The sequence below is a fragment of the Pseudonocardia sp. DSM 110487 genome, assembly GCF_019468565.1.
Lineage (GTDB): Bacteria > Actinomycetota > Actinomycetes > Mycobacteriales > Pseudonocardiaceae > Pseudonocardia.
Map to the genome: position 1 here is coordinate 9611620 of NZ_CP080521.1, position 23258 is coordinate 9634877.

At 72.6% G+C, this 23258-nt stretch carries 19 protein-coding genes and 1 pseudogene; 8 read left to right on the forward strand and 12 right to left on the reverse strand.

The features are described from left to right. Window position 1: 1 nt before the first annotated feature. The gene (locus K1T35_RS44940) at window positions 2-904 is read right to left on the reverse strand and encodes a MoxR family ATPase (protein WP_220257729.1); all 903 of its coding nucleotides are present in this window, start codon (window positions 902-904) and stop codon (window positions 2-4) included. A 502-nt stretch (window positions 905-1406) separates the two neighbouring features. Between K1T35_RS44940 and K1T35_RS44945 the strand changes: the two genes are divergently transcribed. Beyond that, window positions 1407-1766: a transglycosylase family protein gene (locus K1T35_RS44945; protein WP_220257730.1), complete on the forward strand. Its 360-nt coding sequence runs from the start codon at window positions 1407-1409 to the stop codon at window positions 1764-1766. A gap of 11 nt (window positions 1767-1777) precedes the next feature. On the opposite strand, the pseudogene K1T35_RS49665 reads toward K1T35_RS44945, so the two are convergent. Then, window positions 1778-2676 (reverse strand): annotated as a pseudogene (locus K1T35_RS49665) (molybdenum cofactor biosynthesis protein MoaE). Between the two features lie 20 nt (window positions 2677-2696). Next, window positions 2697-3176: a cyclic pyranopterin monophosphate synthase MoaC gene (moaC, locus tag K1T35_RS44960; protein ID WP_220257732.1), complete on the reverse strand. Its 480-nt coding sequence runs from the start codon at window positions 3174-3176 to the stop codon at window positions 2697-2699. A 399-nt stretch (window positions 3177-3575) separates the two neighbouring features. Between moaC and K1T35_RS44965 the strand changes: the two genes are divergently transcribed. Continuing rightward, on the forward strand, window positions 3576-4184 hold the full coding sequence (locus tag K1T35_RS44965) for a transglycosylase family protein (RefSeq protein ID WP_220257733.1): 609 nt from the start codon (window positions 3576-3578) through the stop codon (window positions 4182-4184). Window positions 4185-4220: 36 nt separating this feature from the next. On the opposite strand, the gene K1T35_RS44970 is transcribed toward K1T35_RS44965, so the two are convergent. Together K1T35_RS44970 and K1T35_RS44975 are read right to left on the reverse strand one after the other, a co-directional pair. Further along, window positions 4221-4835, reverse strand: a complete 615-nt coding sequence (locus tag K1T35_RS44970) for an NTP transferase domain-containing protein (RefSeq protein WP_255622781.1) — start codon at window positions 4833-4835, stop codon at window positions 4221-4223. Beyond that, complete coding sequence (locus K1T35_RS44975) at window positions 4832-5032, reverse strand: hypothetical protein (RefSeq protein ID WP_220257735.1); 201 nt, start codon at window positions 5030-5032, stop codon at window positions 4832-4834. The genes K1T35_RS44970 and K1T35_RS44975 overlap by 4 nt, the downstream gene beginning before the upstream one ends. Window positions 5033-5083: 51 nt before the next feature. Here K1T35_RS44975 and K1T35_RS44980 point away from each other — a divergent pair, with 51 nt between their 5' ends. Continuing rightward, a complete protein-coding gene (locus K1T35_RS44980) occupies window positions 5084-7312 on the forward strand; it encodes a helicase-associated domain-containing protein (RefSeq protein ID WP_220257736.1) in 2229 nt (742 codons plus the stop codon). A 108-nt stretch (window positions 7313-7420) separates the two neighbouring features. Here the strand turns inward: K1T35_RS44980 and K1T35_RS44985 are convergent, their stop codons facing one another. From K1T35_RS44985 to K1T35_RS45000, 4 genes are all read right to left on the reverse strand, one after another. After that, a complete protein-coding gene (locus K1T35_RS44985) occupies window positions 7421-8032 on the reverse strand; it encodes an ATP/GTP-binding protein (RefSeq protein WP_220257737.1) in 612 nt (203 codons plus the stop codon). After that, window positions 8013-8627: a DUF742 domain-containing protein gene (locus K1T35_RS44990; RefSeq protein WP_220257738.1), complete on the reverse strand. Its 615-nt coding sequence runs from the start codon at window positions 8625-8627 to the stop codon at window positions 8013-8015. Before K1T35_RS44990 ends, K1T35_RS44985 begins: the two co-directional genes overlap by 20 nt. 196 nt (window positions 8628-8823) lie before the next feature. Further along, window positions 8824-9249 (reverse strand): roadblock/LC7 domain-containing protein, encoded by a 426-nt coding sequence (locus K1T35_RS44995; protein WP_220257739.1) that lies wholly within the window; start codon window positions 9247-9249, stop codon window positions 8824-8826. After that, window positions 9246-13169, reverse strand: a complete 3924-nt coding sequence (locus tag K1T35_RS45000) for a nitrate- and nitrite sensing domain-containing protein (protein WP_220257740.1) — start codon at window positions 13167-13169, stop codon at window positions 9246-9248. The genes K1T35_RS44995 and K1T35_RS45000 overlap by 4 nt, the downstream gene beginning before the upstream one ends. A 442-nt stretch (window positions 13170-13611) precedes the next feature. Here K1T35_RS45000 and K1T35_RS45005 point away from each other — a divergent pair, with 442 nt between their 5' ends. Further along, on the forward strand, window positions 13612-15273 hold the full coding sequence (locus tag K1T35_RS45005; protein WP_220257741.1) for a DNA repair helicase XPB: 1662 nt from the start codon (window positions 13612-13614) through the stop codon (window positions 15271-15273). A 127-nt stretch (window positions 15274-15400) separates the two neighbouring features. After that, on the forward strand, window positions 15401-15580 hold the full coding sequence (locus K1T35_RS45010) for a hypothetical protein (protein WP_220257742.1): 180 nt from the start codon (window positions 15401-15403) through the stop codon (window positions 15578-15580). A 58-nt stretch (window positions 15581-15638) separates the two neighbouring features. On the opposite strand, the gene pssA is transcribed toward K1T35_RS45010, so the two are convergent. The 3 genes from pssA to glp form a co-directional block, all read right to left on the reverse strand. Continuing rightward, window positions 15639-16637 (reverse strand): CDP-diacylglycerol--serine O-phosphatidyltransferase, encoded by a 999-nt coding sequence (gene pssA / locus K1T35_RS45015; RefSeq protein ID WP_220257743.1) that lies wholly within the window; start codon window positions 16635-16637, stop codon window positions 15639-15641. Next, a complete protein-coding gene (locus K1T35_RS45020) occupies window positions 16637-17356 on the reverse strand; it encodes a phosphatidylserine decarboxylase (RefSeq protein WP_220257744.1) in 720 nt (239 codons plus the stop codon). Before K1T35_RS45020 ends, pssA begins: the two co-directional genes overlap by 1 nt. A gap of 511 nt (window positions 17357-17867) precedes the next feature. Beyond that, a complete protein-coding gene (glp, locus tag K1T35_RS45025) occupies window positions 17868-19091 on the reverse strand; it encodes a gephyrin-like molybdotransferase Glp (RefSeq protein WP_370645544.1) in 1224 nt (407 codons plus the stop codon). Between the two features lie 178 nt (window positions 19092-19269). Between glp and K1T35_RS45030 the strand changes: the two genes are divergently transcribed. From K1T35_RS45030 to K1T35_RS45040, 3 genes are all read left to right on the forward strand, one after another. Next, entirely contained in the window at window positions 19270-19476 is a 207-nt protein-coding gene (locus tag K1T35_RS45030) for a cold-shock protein (protein ID WP_147257060.1), read from the forward strand. 259 nt (window positions 19477-19735) lie between these two features. Next, window positions 19736-21367 (forward strand): chaperonin GroEL, encoded by a 1632-nt coding sequence (groL, locus tag K1T35_RS45035; RefSeq protein WP_220257746.1) that lies wholly within the window; start codon window positions 19736-19738, stop codon window positions 21365-21367. A 428-nt stretch (window positions 21368-21795) separates the two neighbouring features. After that, the gene (locus K1T35_RS45040) at window positions 21796-22851 is read left to right on the forward strand and encodes a LacI family DNA-binding transcriptional regulator (RefSeq protein WP_220257747.1); all 1056 of its coding nucleotides are present in this window, start codon (window positions 21796-21798) and stop codon (window positions 22849-22851) included. Window positions 22852-23258 lie beyond the last annotated feature (407 nt).

A 23258-nucleotide genomic window follows, 5' to 3' on the forward strand; every position in this document is an offset into this window, starting at 1 on the left:
CTCAGGACGCGAGGAGCGTGTCCAGCTGGTGGCGGATGCGGTCGGCGTCCTCGCGGTACTTGAGGACGGCGCCGAGCGTGGCGGCGGCGGTGTCGACGTCGAGGTGCCGGGCGCCGACCAGCTGCAGCGCCCGCGCCCAGTCGATCGTCTCGGCGACGCCGGGTGGCTTGAGCAGGTCCGACTGCCGCAGCTTCCGCACCGCGCCCGCCACTTGGGCGGCGAGCCGCTCGGGGACGCCTGGCAGCCGCGAGTGCAGGATCTGGATCTCACGCTGCAGGTCCGGGTGGTCCAGCCAGAGGTAGAGGCAGCGCCGCTTGAGCGCGTCGTGCACCTCGCGCGTGCGGTTGGAGGTGAGGACGACGAGTGGCGGCTCCTTCGCCCTGATCTCACCGATCTCCGGGATCGAGACGGCGTGTTCGGTGAGCACCTCGAGGAGGAAGGCCTCGAACTCGTCGTCGGCGCGGTCGACCTCGTCGATCAGCAGCACGCTCGGGCTCGTCTGCAAGGCGCGCAGGATGGGGCGGGCGAGCAGGAAGCGGGGGTCGTAGAGAGAGGCCTCGACCGCGTCGGCGTCGAGGGTCTCCCCGGTGGCGGAGGCCGCGGCCTCGAGGGCGCGCAGGTGCAGCAGCTGCCGGGGGAAGTCCCAGTCGTAGAGCGCCTGGGACGCGTCGATGCCGTCGTGGCACTGCAACCGGATCAGCTCGGCGCCCTGCACCTGGGCGAGCGCCTGCGCCAGCGCGGTCTTGCCCGTGCCCGGTTCCCCCTCGCAGAACAACGGACGATTCATCTGCATGGCGAGGAACGCGGCCGTGGCGAGTCCGTCGTCGGCGAGGTAGCCGGTGGACCGCAGGGCCGCCGCCAGCTCCGCGGGAGAGCCCGCGGCATTCGAGGGGCGTTCTGTCACGGCTCCAGCATGACGGACCGGAAGCCGGCCAGCCACTACTGGTGAGGCCGGTCATGCCCGCTGCGTCACCGGCCGATCACGCTGCGTTGCTTTGAAACGTGACGCAATCGCTAATACTTCCGGTTTGGAGCTAAAAGATTGCCCGTGATCAAAACGTGATCAGACTACTCCTGACCTGGGAGTATCCGCTCACCGTCAAGTCAACCGATACGTTAACGTGACGTTGCTCACGTCCGCGAAGTTTGACGATTCGCGGGATTGCCCTCGTAGCGTCAACGTCCGGTCGCGCCGGAAGGTTCGATCGAAATGCATCCGGAACCGTCGCACGACGCCCAGTCCCGCGGTTCCGGTCCGTCGAGCAGAAGACGGGACTGGGTCGAGTACGGCATTCATGAAGGCCTTGACCCCCGCGCCTTTCATGATCGCCAGAACGTGATCAGCGGGCTCCGAACAGCCCGCTGACGAGCATGTTCGCTCGATCGTGCGATCAGGAGACACCGAAATGACTTCACGACCGGATTCCCGCCTGGGCCGAAAGCTTGCGCGACTGGCCATCGTCGGTGCAGTTGCGGTCGTCGCCCCCATCGCCGTCGCCGGGACCGCGAACGCGGCCCCGGCCTCGACCTGGGACAAGCTCGCGAAGTGCGAGAGCGGCGGTAACTGGAAGATCAACACTGGAAACGGCTACTACGGCGGCCTGCAGTTCAGCCACCGCACCTGGCGCGCTCACGGCGGCAAGGGCATGGCGCACCAGGCCAGCAAGGGTGAGCAGATCAGGGTCGCGGAGCGCGTCCTCGCGAACCAGGGCTGGAAGGCCTGGCCGTCCTGCTCGAAGAAGCTCGGCCTGGGGGGCCGCGACTGATCGTTCGCCGATCAGGCGGACCCGACCCACTCGTCGGTGCCGTCGGCGAACAGCTGGTGTTTCCAGACGGGCAGCAGTCGCTTGACCTCGTCCACCAGCTCGGCACAGGCCGTGAAGGCCTCCTTGCGGTGATCGGCGGCGACGGCGCAGGCCAGCGCCACGTCGCCGATCACCAGCGGACCGATCCGGTGGCTCACCGCGATCGCCCGCACCCCAACGGCACGGGCCGCGACGTCCGCGGCGACCTGGGCCACGACCTTCGCCGCGGTCGGGTGGGCGCTGTACTCGAGACCGCGCACGGCACGCCCGCCGTCGTGGTCGCGCACCACGCCGGCGAACGTGACGACCGCGCCCGCGGCGGCCTCGTCCACGAGCGCGGCGTGCTCCGCGACGTCGAGCGGGGCCTCGCCGACCTCGGCGCGCAGCACGGCGGCGCCGGTCCGGGTTCCGGTCATCGGTGGTCCCCTCCTCGCAGCTGGTCGACGGCGTGGTCGAGGACACCGGCCAGCACGGCCAGACCGTCCCGAACTCCACCTGTCGATCCGGGCAGGTTCACGACCAGTGTGCGCCCCGCGACGCCGGTGAGGCCGCGCGACAGCACAGCGGTCGGAACGGCCGGGGCGCCAGCCGCCCGGATCGCGTCGGCCAGCCCGGGCACCTCGTAGTCGAGCACCGCCCGGGTGACCTCCGGGGTGGCGTCGGTCGGCGAGATGCCGGTGCCACCGGTCGTGATCACGACGTCGACGCCGTCGGCAACCGCGGCACGCAGCGCCTCACCGACGGGCTCGCCGTCCGGCACCACGGTGGGATCCGGGGTGGTGTACCCGTGTTCGCGCAGCCACTCGACGATGATCGGGCCACCGCGGTCGGCGTAGACGCCCGCTGCCGCCCGGTTCGACGCCGTGACCACACGGGCCCGGCGCTCCGGCGTCACGAGCGGTCCTCCGGGCGGGTCCAGGTGCCGGTCTTGCCGCCCTCCTTGCGCTCGACGCGCACCGCGTCGAGGACGGCGGCCGGATCGACGGCCTTGACCATGTCGTGCAGGGTGAGCCCGGCGACCGCGACCGCGGTGAGCGCCTCCATCTCCACACCCGTGCGGTCGGTGGTGCGCACGGTGGCCCGGATCCGGACCTCGTCACCATCGGCCTCGAGGTCGACCACCACCCCGCTCAGCGCGATGGGGTGGCACAGCGGCACGAGGTCGGGCGTGCGCTTGGCGCCCATGATCCCGGCGATCCGGGCCGTGGCGAGCGCGTCACCCTTGGGCAGCCCGTCGCGGCGCAGCAGGTCGACCACCTCGGCGGTGGTGCGCAGCCGTCCAGTGGCCACGGCGGTACGCGCGGTGGCCTCCTTGCCGGTGACGTCGACCATGCGGGCCGCGCCTGCGGCGTCGACGTGGGTCAGGTCCACGGGGGAACCCTACGACCTCGTCCGTGACCGGGCCGGGACCCGCTCGAAACGTGATCTACGCCACTAGTTAGCAACCTGAAAATATCGTGGCCGTTGACCCGGACGTCGCCGCTGAGCTGCGCAGAGCGCGTGTTCAGGCGTTGTTCACTCACCGCACCCACGCTGCCGGTGGTCGCGGTGGGGGTTCCCGATCGGCTGAACCGGACGTAACGTCCCTTCACGGTTCGGCCGGATGCCCCAGATCCGTACGGACCCCGGGAATCGCAGCGCTCCCCTGTCCAGCGATCCCGGCCCCCACCCCCAACGAAGCGTTGGACAGGTACGGACCGCGGCCGAACAGGCCGCGCCGCCAGCTCCCCGGCGGCCGTCGTCCGGATGCGCAGCGCGTGGAGTTGCCCCATGGCGCGCTACCGCGGCCGTCACCGTGCCCCGAGCAGGACCGGTCGGACCCTCGCCCGCACCGCCGTCGCAGGCGCCGTCGCAGGCGCCCCGTTGCTCGTCGCAGCCCCTGCCAACGCCGCCCCCGACTCGGCGTGGGACAAGCTCGCCCAGTGCGAGAGCGGCAACAGGTGGGACATCAACACCGGCAACGGATTCCACGGCGGCCTGCAGTTCACGCCGAGGACGTGGGCCGGCTTCGGCGGCAAGGAGTTCGCCCCGGTCGCCTACAAGGCCAGCCGTGAGGAGCAGATCGTCGTCGCCGAGCGAGTGCTCGCCAAGCAGGGCTGGAACGCATGGCCGTCCTGCTCGCGCAAGACGGGCGTCCGCGGCGAGTCGTCCACGCAGCGCGACGCGCCGGCCCGCAACTCCGGCTCCGGCGAGCAGGTGCGCCTGGCCGCCCAGGAGACCACGACGAGTGGCGACTACATCGTCAAGCGCGGCGACACCCTCGGCCGGATCGCGAGCACCAACAACGTCGCGGGCGGCTGGAAGTCGCTCGTCGAGAAGAACCCAGCGCTGAAGGGCGACCCGGACTCCCTCAAGGTGGGCCAGCGCCTCACCCTCTGACGGACGCACGCCGACTTCCGCGCCCGTACATCGACGTCAGTTGATGTACGGGCGCGGAAGTCGTTGTGCGGCACGTGCCAACTGCTCCGGGGTGTCCACGTCGTCGGGCACCGCCAGGTCGCCGCATTCGATCAGCATCAGGTCCGGATGACCCGACAGGTAAGTGCGGGCGCCCGCGTCGCCCGTGGCCGCGTCTCGGACGCGGGACCAGTGAGCCCGCCCGAGCAGCACCGGGTGGGCCGGGTGGCCGTCGTACGCGGCGCGGGCCAGTGCATCGGTGGATGCGTGCGCCGCGAGGCGGGCCACGGCCGCCGCCGTGACGCCGGGGAGGTCCACGAGGTGCACGAGCGCGGCGTCGGGCACCGGGTCCAGCCCTTCGAGAGCGGCGAGCCCGGCGCGCAGGGACGCGCCCATTCCCTCTTCCCAGCCCTCGGCCACGACCGCCCGGACTCCGGTCGGCAACAGTGGCTCGACCTCGTCGGCGGCCGCACCGACGACGACCACGAGCGGCGTGCAGCCGCCGTCGGCGAGCACCTGAACGGCTCGCCGGACGAGCGGCTCGCCGTCGAGCCGCACCAGGGCCTTGGGCCGGCCCATTCGCCGGCCCGCGCCCGCGGCGAGCAGCAGTCCGGCGGGATCGGTAGCGGCTATCGGTTGATCTCCGTCTTCGGGTGGACGTAGGGCACCTCGTCGAGCGGGAACTCCACGTCCCCGAACGGGGAGAGCGAGCCCTGCACCGGGCTGGCGAGCTCGCTGACGGGGTGCTCGCCGTCGGGAAGGTCCGGCCACGTCGGGTCGATCCGGCGGGAACGCTCGGCCACAGGGTCCTCCTCGTTCTCGGTGGTCATCAGCAGTATCCCGTACCGATCGCCGAGCCGTCGCGGACTACCGTGGAAGCGATGCCCGTGCCGTTGGTCGACTGGTTGCGCGCCCAGGACGACGAGATGCTCGCCACGCTGTTGCGGCTGCGCCCCGACCTGTCGGTGCCGCCGCCGGCGGACCTCGTCGTGCTCGCCACCCGGGCCGGCGTCCGTGCCTCCGTGCACCGCGCCTGCGACGACCTCGACAGCGTCACGCTGGCCGTGTTGGAGGCCGCCGTCGTCGCCGACGCCGACAACGCGCCCGTCCCCGCCACCGAGCTCGCCCGGCTCCTCGGGCCTGATCTGCCCGCCGACGCCCTCGGCACGGCGATCGACGCCCTGCGCGCCCGCGCCCTGCTCTGGGGCCCCGACGACGCGCTCTCGCTCGTGCCGGCCGCTCGCGAGGTGGTGCCACGGCACCCCGGCGGCCTCGGCCGACCGGCGACCGGCCCGGCCGGGTCGTCCGCGCTGCCGGAACTACTCGCCGCCGTCACCCCCGAGGAACGGCGCGTCCTCGACGCACTGGCTGCGGGCCCGCCGATCGGGCGCAGCCGTTCGGGCGCCGACCCGGACAGCCCGGTCGGCCGGCTGCTCGCGCGCGGGCTCCTGCTGCGCGTCGACTCCGAGACCGTCGAGCTGCCCCGCCAGGTGGGCCTCGCGCTGCGCGGGGACCGGCCGATGGGCCAGGTCCCGGTCGCGCCGCCGGACATCGGCGCGGTGAACCGGCGCGCCGACATCGTCGACCGCACGGCCGGCGGCGCGGCACTCGAGGTGCTGCGCCGCCTCGACCTGCTCATCGCCTTCTGGGCCCACACGGCGCCGCCCGTGCTGCGTTCCGGCGGCCTCGGCGTGCGCGAGCTGCGCAGGGCCGCACGGGAGATGGACACCGACGAGACCACAGCGGCACTGCTCGTCGAGCTCGCCCTCGGGGCCGACCTCGTGGGCGAGAGCGACGGGGTCGCTCCCGACTGGGTACCCACCACCACCGCGGACGTGTGGGCGGCGGGCGGGCCGGAGATCCGCTGGTCCGCGATCGCGCGCACCTGGCTCGACCTGCCCCGGCTCCCCGGCCTCATCGGCCGCAAGGACGACGCGGGCCGCCCGATCTCCGCGCTCTCCGACAGCGTTCGCCGCCCGCTCGCGCCCCGCGACCGCCGCCGGGTGCTGGCCGGCCTCGCGGAGCTGCCGCCCGGCACCGCGCCCGCGTCGGCCGCAGCGCTCGCCGACCTGCTCGCCTGGCGCGCCCCGCGCCGCGGTGGCCGGCTGCGGGACGAGCTCGTCACATGGGTGCTCGCCGAGGCCACGGTGCTGGGGGTCGTCGCCCTCGACGCCATCACCGGGCCGGGACGCGCGCTGCTCACCGACCCGGACCGCATCGTGGCCGCCCTGCGCGTCACGCTGCCCGAGCCGGTCGACCACGTCCTCCTGCAGGCCGACCTCACCGCCGTCGCCCCTGGGCCACTGGAGACCGCGCTGGCGCGCGAGCTGGACCTGATGGCCGACGTCGAGTCGGCGGGTGGCGCCACCGTGTACCGCTTCACCGAGGCCACGATCCGCAGGGCACTCGACGCCGGACGCTCGGCTGCCGACCTGCACGAGCTGTTCGCCAAGCGGTCGGCCACGCCCGTGCCGCAAGGCCTCACCTATCTCGTCGATGACGTGGCGCGCCGCCACGGGCAGCTCCGCGGCGGCGTGGCGGCCTCGTTCATGCGCTCGGACGACGAGGTGCTCGTCGCCGAGGTACTCGCCCACCCCGGCACCGCCGCCCTCGAGCTGCGGCGCATCGCCCCGACCGTGCTCGTCTCCTCGCTGCCGCTCGTCGAGCTGCTGGACGGGCTGCGCGCTGCCGGCTTCAGCCCGGCGGCCGAGGACACCGGCGGGGCCGTGCTCGACCTGACCGATCGCGGGCGCCGCACGTCCCCCCGTCGCCGCGCGACGGCCCGCAGCGGCCCGCCCCAACCCGACGCCGAGCAGCTTGGCGCCCTGGTTTCTCGCATGCGAGGGGGCGACGCGATGGCCGGTGCCCGACGGGGCGCTGCCGCGGTCACCACCAATGGATCCACGCTGGACATGCTCCGCTCGGCCGCCGCGGCCCACCGGAGCGTCTGGATCGGGTTCGTCGACGCCCACGGTGTTGCGAGCGAGCGCGTGCTGGCGCCGCGTTCCGTCGGCGGTGGGGTGGTGGAGGGCCGCGACACGGTCAGCGGTGACGTGCACCGCGTGCCGCTACACCGGATCACCAGCATCGCGCTGGTGGAAGACGGCTGAGCGCCGCATCACGGCCGCCAGCCTCCCCGCTTGATCGTTCCGAGGTGCGGCTCAGCGCCCTCTACAGGGCGTTTCCCTTTGACTCGGATCGATCATGCCGCCTTGCCGTCAGCGCGCCCCGGCGGTCATCCGGTGGTGCATGGCGTGCTCCACCAGCGCGATCAGCGTCTGCTTCGTGGACTGGCGGTTGCGCGCGTCGCAGCTGATGATCGGGATGTTGTTGTCGATCGACATGGCTTCCCGCACGTCCTCGATACGGTGCTGGAGCAGCCCGTCGAAGCAGTTCAGCCCGACGATGTACGGAAGCCCTCGGTCCTCGAAGAAGTCGATGGCCGCGAACGAGTCGGCGAGCCGGCGGGTGTCCACCAGCACGACCGCGCCGATCGCCCCGCGCACCAGGTCGTCCCACATGAACCAGAAGCGGTGCTGACCAGGGGTGCCGAACAGGTACAGGATCAGATCGGCGTCGAGCGACACGCGACCGAAGTCCATCGCCACCGTGGTGGTCTGCTTGTTCGGTGTGGCAGCGAGGTCGTCCACGCCGGCACTGGCCTCGGTCATCACGGCTTCGGTGGTGAGCGGCATGATCTCGGACACGGAGCCGACGAACGTCGTCTTGCCGACACCGAACCCGCCCGCCACCACGATCTTGGCGGAGATCGTGGCCGCGGTGGCGATCGCCGGGGGCCGGCCGGGGTAACTAGAGCCGACGGAGTCCACTCAACACCCTTTCCATCAGTGCGAGATCCGGCTCGTTGCCGGCACTGGTCGCGGTCTGGTGCACGGTCACCAGGTTGAGCCCGACCATGTCGCCCAGCACCACCCGGGCCACGCCGAGCGGGATCGACAGGAGGGCCGCGACCTCGGCGACCGATCGCGTCTGCTCGCAGAGCTCGGCGACGGCCCGGTGTTCCACCTGCAGCAGGCCCATCTGGTCCTTGGCGCGCTGGCTGGTCGAGACGAGCGCCTCGATGGCCAGGTCGAGTCCGGACTTCGTGCGTCCGCGGGTCCACGCGTACGGCCGGACGGCCGAGGCCCCGGACTCCAGCCCACCCTGGTCGGCGGGTACACCGCGCAGGTCGATCGGCGCGGTCTGCGGCGGCAGGCCCGGCGGCGGCGGTGCGGGCGGTGGCGCGGACATGGGCGCGGACGTGTCGGCGATGGCGCCCTCGGGCGTCTCGACGTCCGCACCGCGCCTGCGACCCCACCGCCGGCGCCGCGAAGAACGACCGGCGTCGAAGCTGAAGCCGTTCATGACGTCTGCGAACGTCGGCTCCGAAGGTTGCCGGCGCTCGTCGTCGGGACCGGAGCTCATGGCATGACCTCTCTGTGCATACCCACCCCGCCAGCTCCGCCGGCTGCCATCCCCCGAAGCTCGGCCAGCCCATCCTGAACCGACGCAGCGCGCAGGCGCAGTGACAATGGTTCGCTCGCAAGCTCGCTCACAAGAACATTCACCTGCTTCCTGCCGATCGGTGGCTGCGACAAGTGGTTGACCCGGGGGTGACGGCTCAGCGGCCGCCGAACGTGCCCTGCAGTTCGGCGCGCAGCTCGGGCGTGAGCAGCTGACCGACCCGGTCGACCAACAGCGTCATCTCGTATCCGATCAGGCCGATGTCACAGCTCGGTGACGCCAGCACCGCGAGGCAGGAACCGTCGCTGATCGACATCAGGAGCACGATGCCGCGATCCATCTCGACGACCGTCTGGACGACACCGCCTGCGTCGAAGCAGCGCGCCGCACCCTGGGTGAGGCTGATCAGACCCGATGCCACCGCGGCGAGCTGGTCGGCGCGGTCGCGCGGGAGCCGGTCGGATGCGGTGAGCAGCAGACCGTCTGCGGACACGACGATGGCGTGGGCCACGCCGGGCACTCGCTCCGCGAAGTTCGTGACCAGCCATCCGAACCGGCTCGGCTGGACCTGTGGCACCGTCATGAGGACTCCTCGTCGTGATTACCACCCGCGTTGGCGGGACCCGTACCACCGTTGTGTTCCTGAGCGCCGCGCACCCTGCTCTCGCGGCCCTGGCGGACGCCCTGCTGGTAGCTCGCGAGACGGCCACGGATGCTCTCCGCGCTTCGCGTGGAACCTGCTGGCGGTGCCAGTACGGAAGATCCTGCACTGCCGGGCACCAGTCGCGCACGTGGCCGACGTTTCGGCAGCCCGGCCGGCGTGAGCTCGTCCTCACGCTCCGTCACCGCGCCGCTGGCGGCGCGCCAGCCCTCGTCGGCCATGCTCGCGAACTCCTGCTCGGACGACTCCGGCACCGCCTGCGGCTCCGGCACCGCCTGCGGCTCCGGCCGCTCCCGCCGCTCCCGCCGCTCCGGCCGAGCTTGCGCCTGCGGTTGCAGCTCTGGTTGCGGCTCGGGCGCCGGAGTGATCGGAACCTCCGCCGTGGGCGGCGGTGCCGGGACCGGTGCCCGGGTGGGCCGCGGGGACGGCGCAGGCCGGGGGGCGGGCTGCGGCGGCGCGGCCGGCGGGGCGGGCGGCGGTGTGCTCGGCACCGCCTCCGGCTTGGAGGCGCCGTTCTGCTGCTCGTAGTCGACCGGGATCTGCCGGTTCGAGCGGAACCATGCCGAGGCGATCTCCTCGAAGATCGGTGTGGTCTCCCCGAGGTCGAACCCGCTACCCGAGGGGCGGCTACCGATGCCACGACCGGCGGGCTCGGAGATGACCGGCACGCTCGGCGCGAACAGCGTGTCGCCGTCCGGGCCCGACGGCTCCTGCCGCGCGGCGGCCGCGGCCTGCTCCTGGGCCGGCGCCGGGCCGGCCTGGGCGAACGGCCGTGGTGTCGGACGCGGTGTCGGCCGTGGCGCCGGCTGTGGAGTCGCCGCCTGTGCCGTGCGCTGCTCGACGTCCGGCTGCTGCGGCGCGGGCTCCTCGTGCGCGGACGGCTGGAACGCCTCCTGGGCCGTCTGCTCCTGTGCTGCCGCCTGCCGCGACTCCGTGGGCTGATCCTCCGGCTGCTGCGGCGCAGGCTGCTGCGGCTCCGCGGGCGCGCGGCGCACCGCCGGCATCGGCATCGTGGGCGGGGACACCGCGGCGGCCGCGTCGCCGGTGCGCCGCTCGCGCACGGGCGGCTGCTCCGCCTTTTCCTGGTCCCCGTGCGACGGCGCACCCCACTCGGCCGCCGCCCACGGGTCTGGCCCGGCCTGCCGGCGCGACGGCGCCGGCCGGGACCGAGGGGCAGGCGGCTCGGCGGCAGGCGGCTGTGCCGGTCCTGCCTCGGCGGCCGGCTGCTGCTGCGCCGGCTGCGATGCCTGCGACGAGTTCTGCTCCGCCGCCGGCTGCGGCTGAGCCGCGGGCCTGCCGGGCGTGCGCCGCGGGAGGCCGGACGTGGTGGGCGGCGTGACTTGCCCGTTGACCGGCTTCCCGGCCTGCGGGTCACGCTCGGCGCCGGTGGCCGACCAGTCCATGCCCTGCTGATCCGAGCCCTGCTGATCCGAGCCGGTGAACCCGGCGGCGTGGCCGTTGCGGACCTCACTGCGCTGCTCGGGCTGCGCGGCGGCGGCCTCCTCGGCTCGCGCGGCCGCGGCGCGCGCAGCGGCCTCCTGGTCGCGACGGGCCTGCGCGGCGACCTCGCGGGCCTGCTCCTCGTCGGCACCGCCACGCTCGGAGCGGTCGCCATCCTCGGGCGGCGTGGGCGGACCGCCGGGACGGAGGGTCGAGCCCGGTCGCCTGCTGGGCAGGGCGGGCGGCGGAGGGCTGGCCGGACCGGGAGGCGGGGTGAACAGCTGCCCGTCGCCGCCGACCGGCGAGTCGAAGACGCCGGTGGGGTTGGCGGTGCCGTCGGTACCGGCGATCAGCGCGGACAGGCCGCCGCTGCGCGCGGTGCCGTTGACGCCGCGCTGCGGCGGTACCGCGGGACGGGAGCCCCCGGTGCCCGTGACCAGCGGGAGGCTCGCGGTGCGGCTCACCTCGACCGGCTCGATGGACGGGATGAGGTGTGCGGGAACGGTGACCGAGGCGGTGAGACCTGAGCCCTGGCCACCCGACGAGGAGGTCAGGCGGACGCCGATGCCGTGGCGGACTGCGAGTCGACCGACCACGAACAGACCCATGCGCCGCGACGCCGACACGTCGACCGACGCCGGCCCGCCGAGGCGCTGGTTGGCGTCGGCCAACTCGTGCTCGGCCATGCCGACACCCCGGTCGGCGATCTCGACCACGATCGACCCGTCGCTGGCACGAGCGGTGCTCATGACCACCTGCGAGTCGGGCGGGGAGAAGTTGGTGGCGTTGTCCAGCAGCTCGGCGAGCAGGTGCACGACGTCGGAGGCCGCGCGCCCGGCGACGGTGGCGGTGGGCGGGGTCTGCACGACGATCCGCTGGTAGGACTCGACCTCCGACACCGCGGCCCGCAGCACGTCGACCATCGGCACCGGCGCGATGTTGCGCTTGGCGAGGTCGGTGCCCGCCAGGACCAGCAGGTTCTCGCTGTTGCGGCGCATACGGGTGGCGAGGTGGTCGAGCTGGAAGAGGTTGGACAGCTGGTCGGCGTCCTGCTCGTTGCTCTCCAGCTGCTCGATCAGCTGCAGCTGGCGCTCGACGAGCGCCTGGCTGCGGCGGGAGAGGTTGACGAACATCGCGCTGACCCCCGCCTGCAGGGCTGCCTGCTCGGCCGCGAGGCGGACCGCCTGCCCATGCACCGCGTCGAACGCGCGGGCCACCTGGCCGACCTCGTCGCGCCCGACGAGAGGCACCGGGTCGACGGTGACGTCCGGGGTGTGTCCCGCGCGCATGCGCTCGACGGCCTCCGGGAGCCGCCGCTCGGCGACGTCGAGGGCCGAGGAGCGCAGGATCCGCAGCGACCGGATCAGGGCCCGGGCGAGGAGCACGGCGACCGCGATGCCGGCCAGCAGGCCCAGCATCAGGACCACGGCGTTGACCCCGGCGAGGTTGCTGGCCTGTTCCTCGGACGCGACGCTCTCCGCCACCAGCTGGTTGCGCAGCAGGTCGCCCGAGCGGTCGACGGCGGCGCGGGAGCCGTTGTAGGCGGTGTCCCACTCGTATGCCGGCAGCGCGATCGGCTGGTTCGGCGGAGTGGCGACGATGATCGCCTCGAGCCGCTCGCGCTGGGCGTTGGCGGCGTCGTCGAGGAAGTTGCCGAAGCGGGCGAGCTCCTCGGGCGTGAGCGCGGCCTGGTAGGCGCCGAGTGCCCCATCGAGCTCGGAGTCGGTGGCCACCTCGGTGGCGTCGGCGGGCGGCAGGTTGCCCGCGCGGATGCCGGCGCCGAGGATCGTGTGCTGCACGGCGAGCTGCTCGGCGGCGGCGTTGACCGCGTTGAGCGCGTCGGCGAGGCCGGCGGTGCCCGGGGTGCGCACCTCGCGCAGCAGCGCGCGGTCGAGGACGTCGAGGCTCGCGACCACCTCGGTGTAGCGGTCGAGGATCTGCGCGGAGCCGATGCTGGGGTTGTCCGTGACGTCGGCGCGCAGGGTCTGCAGCTGGCTGATCTGCCCCTTGGCCTGGGCAAGGGCGGAGAGGCTGGTGGGCTCGAGACCGTCGGTGCTCTCCAGCGCGGCGAGCATCTCCTCCGTCTCGCCCTCGCTCTTGTTGAAGCCGATCTCGAGGACGCCGTTGTCGCCCTCGCGCCCGCCTGCAACGTAGAGCGTCGCCTCGTCCCGCTCCTGGCGCAGGGAGTCGGCGGCGCGAGCGACCCGCTCCTGCACTTCGAGCAGTTGGGTGCTCTGTCCGAGCTCGGCCGCCGCCCCCGCCTGGTCGGAGACGCGCAGGACACCGAGCGCCAGAGCGAGCAGCGCGGGAACGATCCCGACGACCACCAGCTTGACGGTCAGCGTCCAGTTGCGCGGGTTCAGCCGCTCGGACCAGGACTGCCTGGTCTCGGTGCTGGTCACGTCAACGTCCCCCTGAGGATTGCCGGCGACGATCGGCCGCACTCTGGCACGTGTACACCACTCTCCGCGAGTGTGGGCCGGACGAGCTGTGGCCTGTGGGCGGTGGGTGGCCGTGTTCGGGCGTGGCGCCCGGGGGGCATGAGCATCGGGACGATCCGTCGCGCCTTCGGTCGGGGGCGAACCGGTCGGGTGTCCCGGCTCGCATCGTGCGCGCTCCGACCCGACACGCGCCCTCTGGGGAAGGGCGTTGACCTCCCGGACCCGGTACGATCGGGGTGGCGCACGTGCGCTCTCGGACAGAGCTCAGGAAGTATAGCCCGAGCTCAGAGGGCCCCCATCCGTCGAGGTCGGCCATAGCCGATTCGTTCCCCCGAATGGACCTACGAAACACGCTGTGTAGCGTCTCTCGGGGCACCATTCGCCGCAAGGAGTACCACCGATCATGACCGATGGGCCGCTCATCGTCCAGTCCGACAAGACGTTGTTGCTCGAGGTTGACCACCCCGACGCCCCGGCCGCACGCATCGCGATCGCCCCCTTCGCCGAGCTCGAGCGCGCGCCGGAGCACGTCCACACCTACCGGGTCACGCCGCTGGCGCTCTGGAACGCCCGCGCCGCGGGCCACGACGCCGAGCAGGTGGTCGACGCGCTCGTCCGCTACTCGCGGTACGCGGTTCCGCAGCCGCTGCTCGTCGACGTCGTCGACACCATGGGCCGCTACGGGCGCCTGCAGCTCACCAACTCCCCGGTCCACGGGCTGGTGATGGTCGCGCTCGACCGCGCCGTTCTGGAGGAGGTGCTCCGCCAGAAGAAGATCGCTCCGCTGCTCGGCCCCCGCGTCGACGACGACACAGTCACCGTGCACCCCTCGGAGCGCGGCCACCTCAAGCAGGCGCTGCTCAAGATCGGCTGGCCCGCCGAGGATCTCGCGGGCTACGTCGACGGGGAGGCGCACCCGATCGCCCTCGCCGAGGACGGCTGGTCGCTGCGCGGCTACCAGCGCGAGGCCGTCGAGGGCTTCTGGGCGGGTGGCTCCGGCGTTGTCGTGCTGCCGTGCGGGGCGGGCAAGACGCTCGTCGGCGCGGCGGCGATGGCGCAGGCGCAGGCCACCACGCTGATCCTGGTGACGAACACGGTCGCGGGCCGGCAGTGGAAGCGCGAGCTCGTGGCGCGCACCAGCCTCACCGAGGACGAGATCGGCGAGTACTCCGGCGAGCGCAAGGAGATCCGCCCGGTCACGATCGCGACCTACCAGGTGATGACGCGCAAGAGCAAGGGCGAGTACAAGCACCTCGACCTGTTCGACTCCCGTGACTGGGGCCTGATCGTCTACGACGAGGTGCACCTGCTGCCGGCGCCCGTCTTCCGGATGACGGCCGACCTGCAGTCGCGGCGCCGGCTCGGCCTCACCGCCACCCTCGTCCGCGAGGACGGGCGCGAGGGCGACGTCTTCTCCCTCATCGGGCCGAAGCGCTACGACGCGCCATGGCGCGACATCGAGCAGCAGGGCTGGATCGCCCCTGCCGAGTGCACCGAGGTCCGCGTGACGCTCACCGACAACGAGCGGATGGGCTACGCGGTCGCCGAGGCCGATGAGCGCTACCGGGTCGCGTCGACGGCACACACGAAGATCGCCGTCGTGAAGGGCATCCTCGAGCGCCACCCCGGTGAGCCCGCGCTGGTCATCGGGGCATACCTGGAGCAGCTGGAGGAGCTGGGGCAGACGCTCGACGCCCCCGTGATCCAGGGCTCGACGAAGAACCGCGAGCGAGAGGCACTGTACGACTCCTTCCGCCGTGGCGAGCTGCCGGTACTGGTGGTGAGCAAGGTGGCCAACTTCTCCATCGACCTGCCGGAGGCGAGCGTCGCCATCCAGGTGTCCGGCACGTTCGGGTCGCGGCAGGAGGAGGCACAGCGGCTCGGCAGGCTCCTTCGGCCCAAGGCCGACGGCAGGCAGGCGCACTTCTACTCGGTGGTCTCGCGCGACACCCTCGACACCGACTACGCGGCGCACCGGCAGCGGTTCCTCGCGGAGCAGGGTTACGCCTACCGGATCGTCGATGCCGACGACCTGCTCGGCCCCGCCGTGCCCGATGTGAGCTGAAAGGGCACAGTCCACGTATTTCTCTCACCCGTCCCGGTGTCCTCGCTGTGCAGGAGCTCGGGGCAGGTAGGACACTGGCGGCGCCCGCGACCAGGGAGCGGTCATCAGCACACTCGGCTGGATCATCGTGGTGGCGGCGGCATGGCTGGCCGTCGCCACGGTCGTCGGCGTGCTCGTCGGCCGGATGATCCGCCACCGCGACCGCCAGGTGCCGACTGCGCCCGATCCGCCACCGCCGACCAGCAGCGACGTCGAGAAGGATGTTCCGACGCGCCGCATGTCCGGCAGGAGCAGACGGCGTTCGTGACAACCGCTCACGACAGCGCAGCGGATACGTGCGGCTCGCGCCGATCTTCGGCCTGAGGTCAGCGGCGGCGGGCGCGGCGGAGGCCGAGCCGGAGCCGGTTGCGCGATGACTGGGCCGCGGGGCCGGGTGCTCTGCCGTTGCCGGGCCGGGCAGCACGCTGCATGACGCCTGCCGGGTCGTCACCGAACCGGCGCACGGCGCGGGCGACAGCGCTGGCCCGCCCCGCCACGCGGTGGCGCAGCGGCGATCGGAGCCCGAGCCGCCGGGCCGAGCGCGCCGCCCTCGCGATCGCAATCCGCTCCCGCACCGGCACGCCCCACGCCTCCGGGTGCTCGGTGAGCCAGTGGTGCCGGTGGACGGTGTAGGGGATCGAGCAGAGGTAGACGAGCGCCACGATGCCCAGCCCGAGGAACGGCACGGTGATGAGCACGGCCGCGGCGATCGCTACCAGCACGAGCAGCGGCGCGATGTAGTTCGGCGACACGCGAACGCTCTTGAACGACAGCGTGGGCAGCCTGCTCACCATGAGGGCGGCGATGACGACCGCCCACCCGGCGACCAACGGGGGCGCCGACCACCATCCGGGCCCGAAGTGCAGCGTGGTGTAGAGCGGGATGCCGGCCGACATGGCGGCCGCGGGCGCCGGCACGCCGACGAAGAACTCCCGGGTGAACGGGAACTCGTCCTCCACGTCGAGGAGCGTGTTGAAGCGGGCGAGCCGCAGCATCATGCAGACGGCGAAGACGAGCGCGACGATCCATCCGTACTGATTGCCCTCCAGCACCCAGATGTAGAGGACGAGCGCTGGCGCGACGCCGAACGAGACGAGGTCGGCGAGCGAGTCGAGCTCCGCACCGATCCGGGTGGTGGCGTCGAGGAGGCGGGCGAGCCTGCCGTCGAGGGCGTCGCAGAGCGCCGCGGCCCCGACGGCGGCGACGGACAGCTCGAATCGCCCGCTGAGGGCGAAGTACACCGCCGACAAGCCGGAGCACAGCGCAAGGACGGTGACCGCGTTCGGCAGCAGCCGCACTCCGGCGCGATAGTTGGGGGCGGTCATCAGGCGCTCCTGGGGAGTTCGGCGAGCACCGTCTCGCCGCCGATCGTGCGCTGCCCCGGCGCCACCATGACGCGCGAACCGGCAGGCAGGTAGACGTCGACGCGCGAGCCGAAGCGGATGAGTCCGAACGTCTCGCCCGCGGCGACCTCGTCGCCGGGCGCGATGTCACAGACGATGCGGCGGGCGAGCAGCCCGGCGATCTGGACGACGCCGAGGCGCGTGCCGTCTGCCGCCTCGAACAGAACGGCGTTGCGCTCGTTGTCCTCGCTGGCCTTGTCGAGGTCGGCGGACAGGAAGGTGCCGGGCCGGTAGGCGACGTCGAGCACCTTCCCGTCCACCGGCACCCGCTGCACGTGCACGTCCAGTACGGACAGGAAGACGCTGACGCGCGGCGCGGGCTCACGGGGGAGGTCGAGCTCGGCGGGCGGCATGACGTCCGAGACCGTGGCCACGGTTCCGTCGGCCGCCGCGAGCGCGACACCGGTGAGCGGGGGCCGCACCCGGCGCGGGTTGCGGAAGAACAGCGCGGTTGCGGCGGTGGCGAGCAGGCCGGCGGCCGTGCCTCGACCGGTGGCGATCCGGATGGCGGCGGCCGCGCCTGCGACCGCCGCGACGAGCGGGCGCCCTCCTGGGTGCATCGGCGGGACGGCGGCCCGGACAAGCCCCGCGACGTGCGGGAAGGAGAACCCCCGGGGCACAGGTGGGGTCGGGTCGTGCATGGAAGCGGATCGGCTCCTCCGGCGTGGCGACCCGGTCGGGCCGCGGTGGCGGCGGCTACGGTACGCGAGGGAGGGCAGGCGGCGACCGCAGCGGTCAATTCCCGCCGTATCGCCGTGACATGGGAAGGATCTGCCGCACACGAACGGCCGGTTACCCAGCCCGACCCCCACAGGCACGCGACGCGAACGATCGGCGATCGCTCTCCGCGAGCGGGGCTCGCCCAGCTCGGGGCGAACGCAAAGGGCCGGGGCCGCCATCCCCCGAGACGACGACCCCGGCCGTGGAACCGCTCGTCCGCTCCCCAGCGACGGGCGGTAGGTCCAGTGCGTTGTGGGCCGGTTACCCGGTCCACCCCCGAATTATCCCCGAGCCCCCGCTCAATCGTCCAGGTCACCGGGTGAGGAACCCCGTGATGTGCACCGATCGGCCGAACGCTCACCAGTAAGACGCTCCGAAAGCTCCGATCGTTGCCTGCTTCGATTGTGATCCCCGCCACAATCTACTGGTCCATCACCCGTCCAGCAACCACGTCTCCACGCGCGCGCCCTCCGGCAGATGGGTGACGTCCTCCGGCACGACGACGAAACAATCGGCCCGCGCGAGCGCGCCGAGCAGGTGCGAGGCCGGCCCGCCCAGCTCACGGACGGTACCGCTGACCGCGTCGAGGACGCCGCGCCGGAACTGCCTGCGGCCCGCGGGCGAGCTCCAGCGTTCACGCAGCGTGGCCGTCACGACCGGCCGGTGGGGGTGCGGATGCCCGAGCGCGGCGCGCAGCGCGGGCCGGACGAAGACCTCGAACGACACCTGCGAGCTCACCGGGTTGCCGGGCAGGGTCACGACGCCGATGTCGCCCAGTTCGGTGACGCGTCCCGCGCCCTGGGGCCCGCCGGGCTGCATCGCGACCTTGACGAACTCCACTCCACGTCCGGTGAAGGCGTCCTTCACCACCTCGTAGGCCCCCGCGCTCACGCCGCCCGAGGTGAGCAGCAGGTCCACCGCGCCGTCCCCGACCCGCTCCCGGAGCCGTCCGAGGAACTCCTCCACGTCGTCGGGGACGAAGCGCAGCAGCTCCGCGGTGCCGCCTGCGTCCTCGACCGCGGCGGCGAGCATCGGGCCGTTCGACTCGTATATCTGGCCGGGGCGGAGCGGGGTGCCGGGGGCGACGAGCTCCGAGCCGGTGGAGAGGACGAGCACGCGGGGCTTGCGGCGGACGGGGACGGTGGCGGCGCCGACGGCGGCGGCCACGCCGATCTGCGGCGCCCCCAGCACCGTGCCGGCGAGTAGCACGACATCGCCGGCCCGGACGTCCTCACCGGCGCGCCGGATGTGCGCGCCCGGTGCGGGCGCGGCCGAGATCCGCACGCGGTCGAGCCCGCGGTCGGTCTGCTCGACGGGTACGACGGAGTCGGCTCCTGCCGGCACCGGTGCCCCGGTCATGATCCGGTGGGCCGTACCGGGACGAAGCGGGGGGACATCGGTGCGACCCGCCGGTATGTCCGCCTCCACCGGCAGCTCCACGGGAACGCTCGCGGCGTCCGCGGCCCGCACGGCGTAGCCGTCCATCGCGGAGTTGTCGAAGGACGGGAGCGCGACACCCGCCACGACGTCGGCCGCGAGCACCCTCCCCCGCGCCTGCCCGACCGGGACGTTCTCGGCCGGCATCGGGGCCAGCAGCGCGGCGACGACCGCGCGGTGTTCGTCGACCGTTCTCGGGGAGCTCGCCACGAACGCAATCCTGCCGGACAGCGCGTCATGATCCCGGACGAGAGGTGCGATCTGAGGTAGCGTCGCCGACGTCAGCGAGTCATCACAGTGGCATTGTCGGTGCCCCTGGAGGCGACCACGACGCCCGGCCACTGGGATGACTCGGTTAGCACCACTGCACGACGCAGTACTGCAACATGGAGGTGCCGTGGCCCAGGGCACGGTCAAGTGGTTCAACGCGGAGAAGGGCTTCGGCTTCATCGCCACCGACGGCGGGCCGGACGTCTTCGTCCACTACAGCGCGATCCAGTCCGAGGGTTTCCGCACCCTCGACGAGGGCGACCGCGTCGAGTTCGAGACGACGGCCGGCCGCGACGGCCGCAGCCAGGCCGACGCCGTCCGCCGGATCGGATAGGGCGACGACGCGCCACGGCGTACCGGGGGGATCGGCGACCAGCCGGTCCCCCCGACCCGTCTCCGCATCGGGGCACCTCCGGCCGGCCAGCCGCCTTGCACTCACCTGCCACGAGTGCTAGAACCGGGACTGGCACTCGGCACGATAGAGTGCCAATTGTCGAGCGGGTGAGATCGGCGCAGGGTTGCCGGTCGTCCGTCGCGGGCGCCGCGTTCGACGCGAGACTTTCGGGTCATCCCAATCGGAGGACTACACCCCCATGGCGAAGATGATCGCTTTCGACGAGGAGGCGCGCCGCGGGCTCGAGCGTGGCATGAACACCCTCGCCGACGCCGTCAAGGTGACGCTCGGCCCGCGCGGCCGCAACGTGGTGCTGGAGAAGAAGTGGGGCGCGCCCACCATCACCAACGATGGTGTGTCGATCGCCAAGGAGATCGAGCTCGAGGACCCCTGGGAGAAGATCGGGGCCGAGCTGGTCAAGGAGGTCGCGAAGAAGACCGACGACATCGCCGGTGACGGCACCACCACCGCCACCGTGCTGGCCCAGGCGCTGGTGCGTGAGGGGCTGCGCAACGTGGCGGCGGGTGCGAACCCGATGGCGCTCAAGCGGGGCATCGAGAAGGCCGTCGAGGCCGTCTCGGAGGCGCTGCTCAAGAGTGCCAAGGAGGTCGAGACCAAGGAGCAGATCGCCGCTACGGCGTCGATCTCCGCGGCCGACCCGACCATCGGTGAGCTGATCGCCGAGGCGATGGACAAGGTCGGCAAGGAAGGCGTCATCAGCGTCGAGGAGTCGCAGACCTTCGGGCTCGAACTCGAGCTCACCGAGGGCATGCGCTTCGACAAGGGCTACATCTCGCCCTACTTCGTCACCGACGCGGAGCGCATGGAGGCCGAGCTCGACGACGCCTACGTGCTGCTGGTCTCTTCCAAGATCTCGACGGTCAAGGACCTGCTCCCGCTGCTGGAGAAGGTCATGCAGGGCGGCAAGCCGCTCGCGATCATCGCCGAGGACGTCGAGGGCGAGGCACTGGCCACCCTGGTCGTCAACAAGATCCGTGGCACCTTCAAGTCCGTCGCCGTCAAGGCCCCGGGCTTCGGTGACCGCCGTGAGGCGATGCTGGCCGACATGGCCATCCTCACCGGTGGCGAGGTCATCTCGGAGAAGGTCGGCCTCAAGCTGGAGAACGCCGACCTGTCGCTGCTCGGCCGGGCCCGCCGCGTGGTGGTCACCAAGGACGAGACCACCATCGTCGACGGCGCCGGCGACGCCGACCAGATCGCCGGACGGGTCTCCCAGATCCGCTCCGAGATCGAGCGCACCGACTCCGACTACGACCGCGAGAAGCTGCAGGAGCGCCTGGCCAAGCTGGCAGGCGGTGTTGCGGTCATCAAGGCCGGAGCGGCCACCGAGGTCGAGCTCAAGGAGCGCAAGCACCGCATCGAGGACGCCGTTCGCAACGCGAAGGCGGCCGTCGAGGAGGGCATCGTCGCCGGCGGCGGCGTCGCCCTGATCCAGGCCGGTGCCGGCCTCTTCGAGGGCCTTGGCCTGGACGGTGACGAGGCCACCGGCGCGAACATCGTCAAGGTCGCGCTGGAGGCACCGCTCAAGCAGATCGCCATCAACGCCGGCCTCGAGGGCGGCGTCGTGGCCGAGAAGGTCCGCGGCCTCGCCGCGGGCGAGGGTCTGGACGCCGCCACCGGCGAGTACAAGGACCTGATCAAGGCCGGCATCATCGACCCGGCCAAGGTCACCCGGTCCGCGCTGCAGAACGCCGCCTCCATCGCGGCACTGTTCCTGACCACCGAGGCCGTCATCGCCGACAAGCCGGAGAAGAACCCGGCCCCCGCCGGCGGCGACCCGTCGGGCGGCATGGGCGGCATGGACTTCTGAGTCCGTCCCAGCAGTACCCAGCGCGTCCCGCAGGGGCGGCACCCGCACCGGGTGCCGCCCCTGCGGCGTTCTGACCGCCACCCCCCCTGGACGGTCGTGGAACACCCTAGGAAGGAACGCCGGGAGGGGTCCCCGGGCAGCCCGCGGCGGCCGGTTCGGCCGCCGGCCGAGCCGTCGTGAGCACTTCACACACCCAGCACGGGCTTCACACAGCGCCGGCCTTGTGTGAAGCGGGCAGACGGTGTGTGAAGTGTGCGCCGGTGGCCATGCCGCGCCGCGGCCGAACCCTGACACCCAAGTGGAGGAATGCGCATTCCTGCAGCGCCGTGGCGGGGTAGGCTCGCGCGGCGCGAACCCAGCCGGTCGCGCAGACACCAGCGTGGCGTCCGGCGGTCCCACCCGGTGTGCCCAGGGAGGGGAGGCCCGAGATGAGTGAGCGCGGAGAACGGCCCCCCGGTGCGTCCGTAACCCTGCTGGACGTCGCGAAGGCGGCGGGCGTCTCGCTCGCCACGGCGTCGAGAGCGCTCAACGGCAGCACCCGGCGGGTGCGCCCCGACCTGCAGGAGCGCGTGCTCGCCGCGGCGGAGGCGCTGCACTACTCCGCCAACGCCCAGGCACAGGCCATGGCGCGCGGCCGCACCAACATCGTGGGGCTCGTGCTCAGCGACGTGGCCGACCCCTACTTCTCCTCGATCGCCGCAGGCGCCATCCGAGCCGCGGAGGGCGAGCAGCTCGTGGTCACGATGGCGTGCACGTTCGGCCGCGAGGAGCGCGAGCTCGACTACCTCGCGGCGCTGCGGGGCCAGCGCGCGCGAGCCGTGATCATCGTCGGGAGCCGGGTGCAGGATCGGGATCTGCTCGATCGGCTTGGCGCGGAGGTGCGCGCGTTCGAGCAGGCGGGCGGGCGGGTGGCTTTCGTCAGCCAGCGCAAGATCCCCGCCGACACGGTGGTGGTCGAGAACCGGGGCGGTGCCAAGGCGCTGGCCGAGGCGCTCTGCGGGCTCGGCCACCGGCGTTTCGCCGTTCTCGCCGGCCGGGCCGATCTCCTGACGGCCCGTGACCGCACCGCCGGGTTCCGCGACGGCGCCACCCGGGCCGGCGCGCGGGTCGACGCCACCGACGTCGTGTACGGCGGCTTCACCCGCGACGGCGGCTACGCCGCGATGAACGAGCTGCTCGACCGCGGCACCGAGGCGACGTGCGTCTTCGCCGTCAACGACGTGATGGCGGTGGGCGCCATGGCCGCGCTACGCGACCGCGGGGTGGCACTGCCGTCCGGGATGGCCGTGGCCGGGTTCGACGACATCGCCACCCTCCGCGACGTCACGCCCGCCCTCACCACGGTGCGCCTTCCGCTGGAGGAGCTCGGCGCCGGGGCCGTCGAGATGGTGCTGCAGAGGCCGGCGGAGCAGCCACGGGTCCGCCGGGTGCGCGGGGAGGTCGTGCTGCGGGAGAGCACCCCGCCCCTCGCCGAACAGACCTGACGCCCGCATTGGGCAACGGGCTGGTCCTGCAGCCGGATCTTGTGATCGTGGGTGCAGCCATAGGCAACCGATAGTTCGGATCTTGCGCGCCGCCGATCGAGCGCCTGGCGGGCGGGGTGCGATCGTGTCGGTCCACCGGGGTCGGTCTGGTCGGCTACCTGCCGGTGGGCGCGCCGTTCCCGGCCCGGGCCACCCGGCGCCCGGCCCGTGATCGGGGCATCGCGTGTGTGTCCGCCGGCTGCATCGACCCGGTCGCCTTGCGGGGGTGGCTGGGTTGGGTGCACTACCGTCCCCTGGGGTTGCGTGGGCGGCCGTCCCCGACGCGGGCACAGGCCCGTTTCGACGAGACCGTCCTGCCGGGTGCCACGCGACTGGCTGTGGTCCCGACCCTCCACACCCAGCCCCGC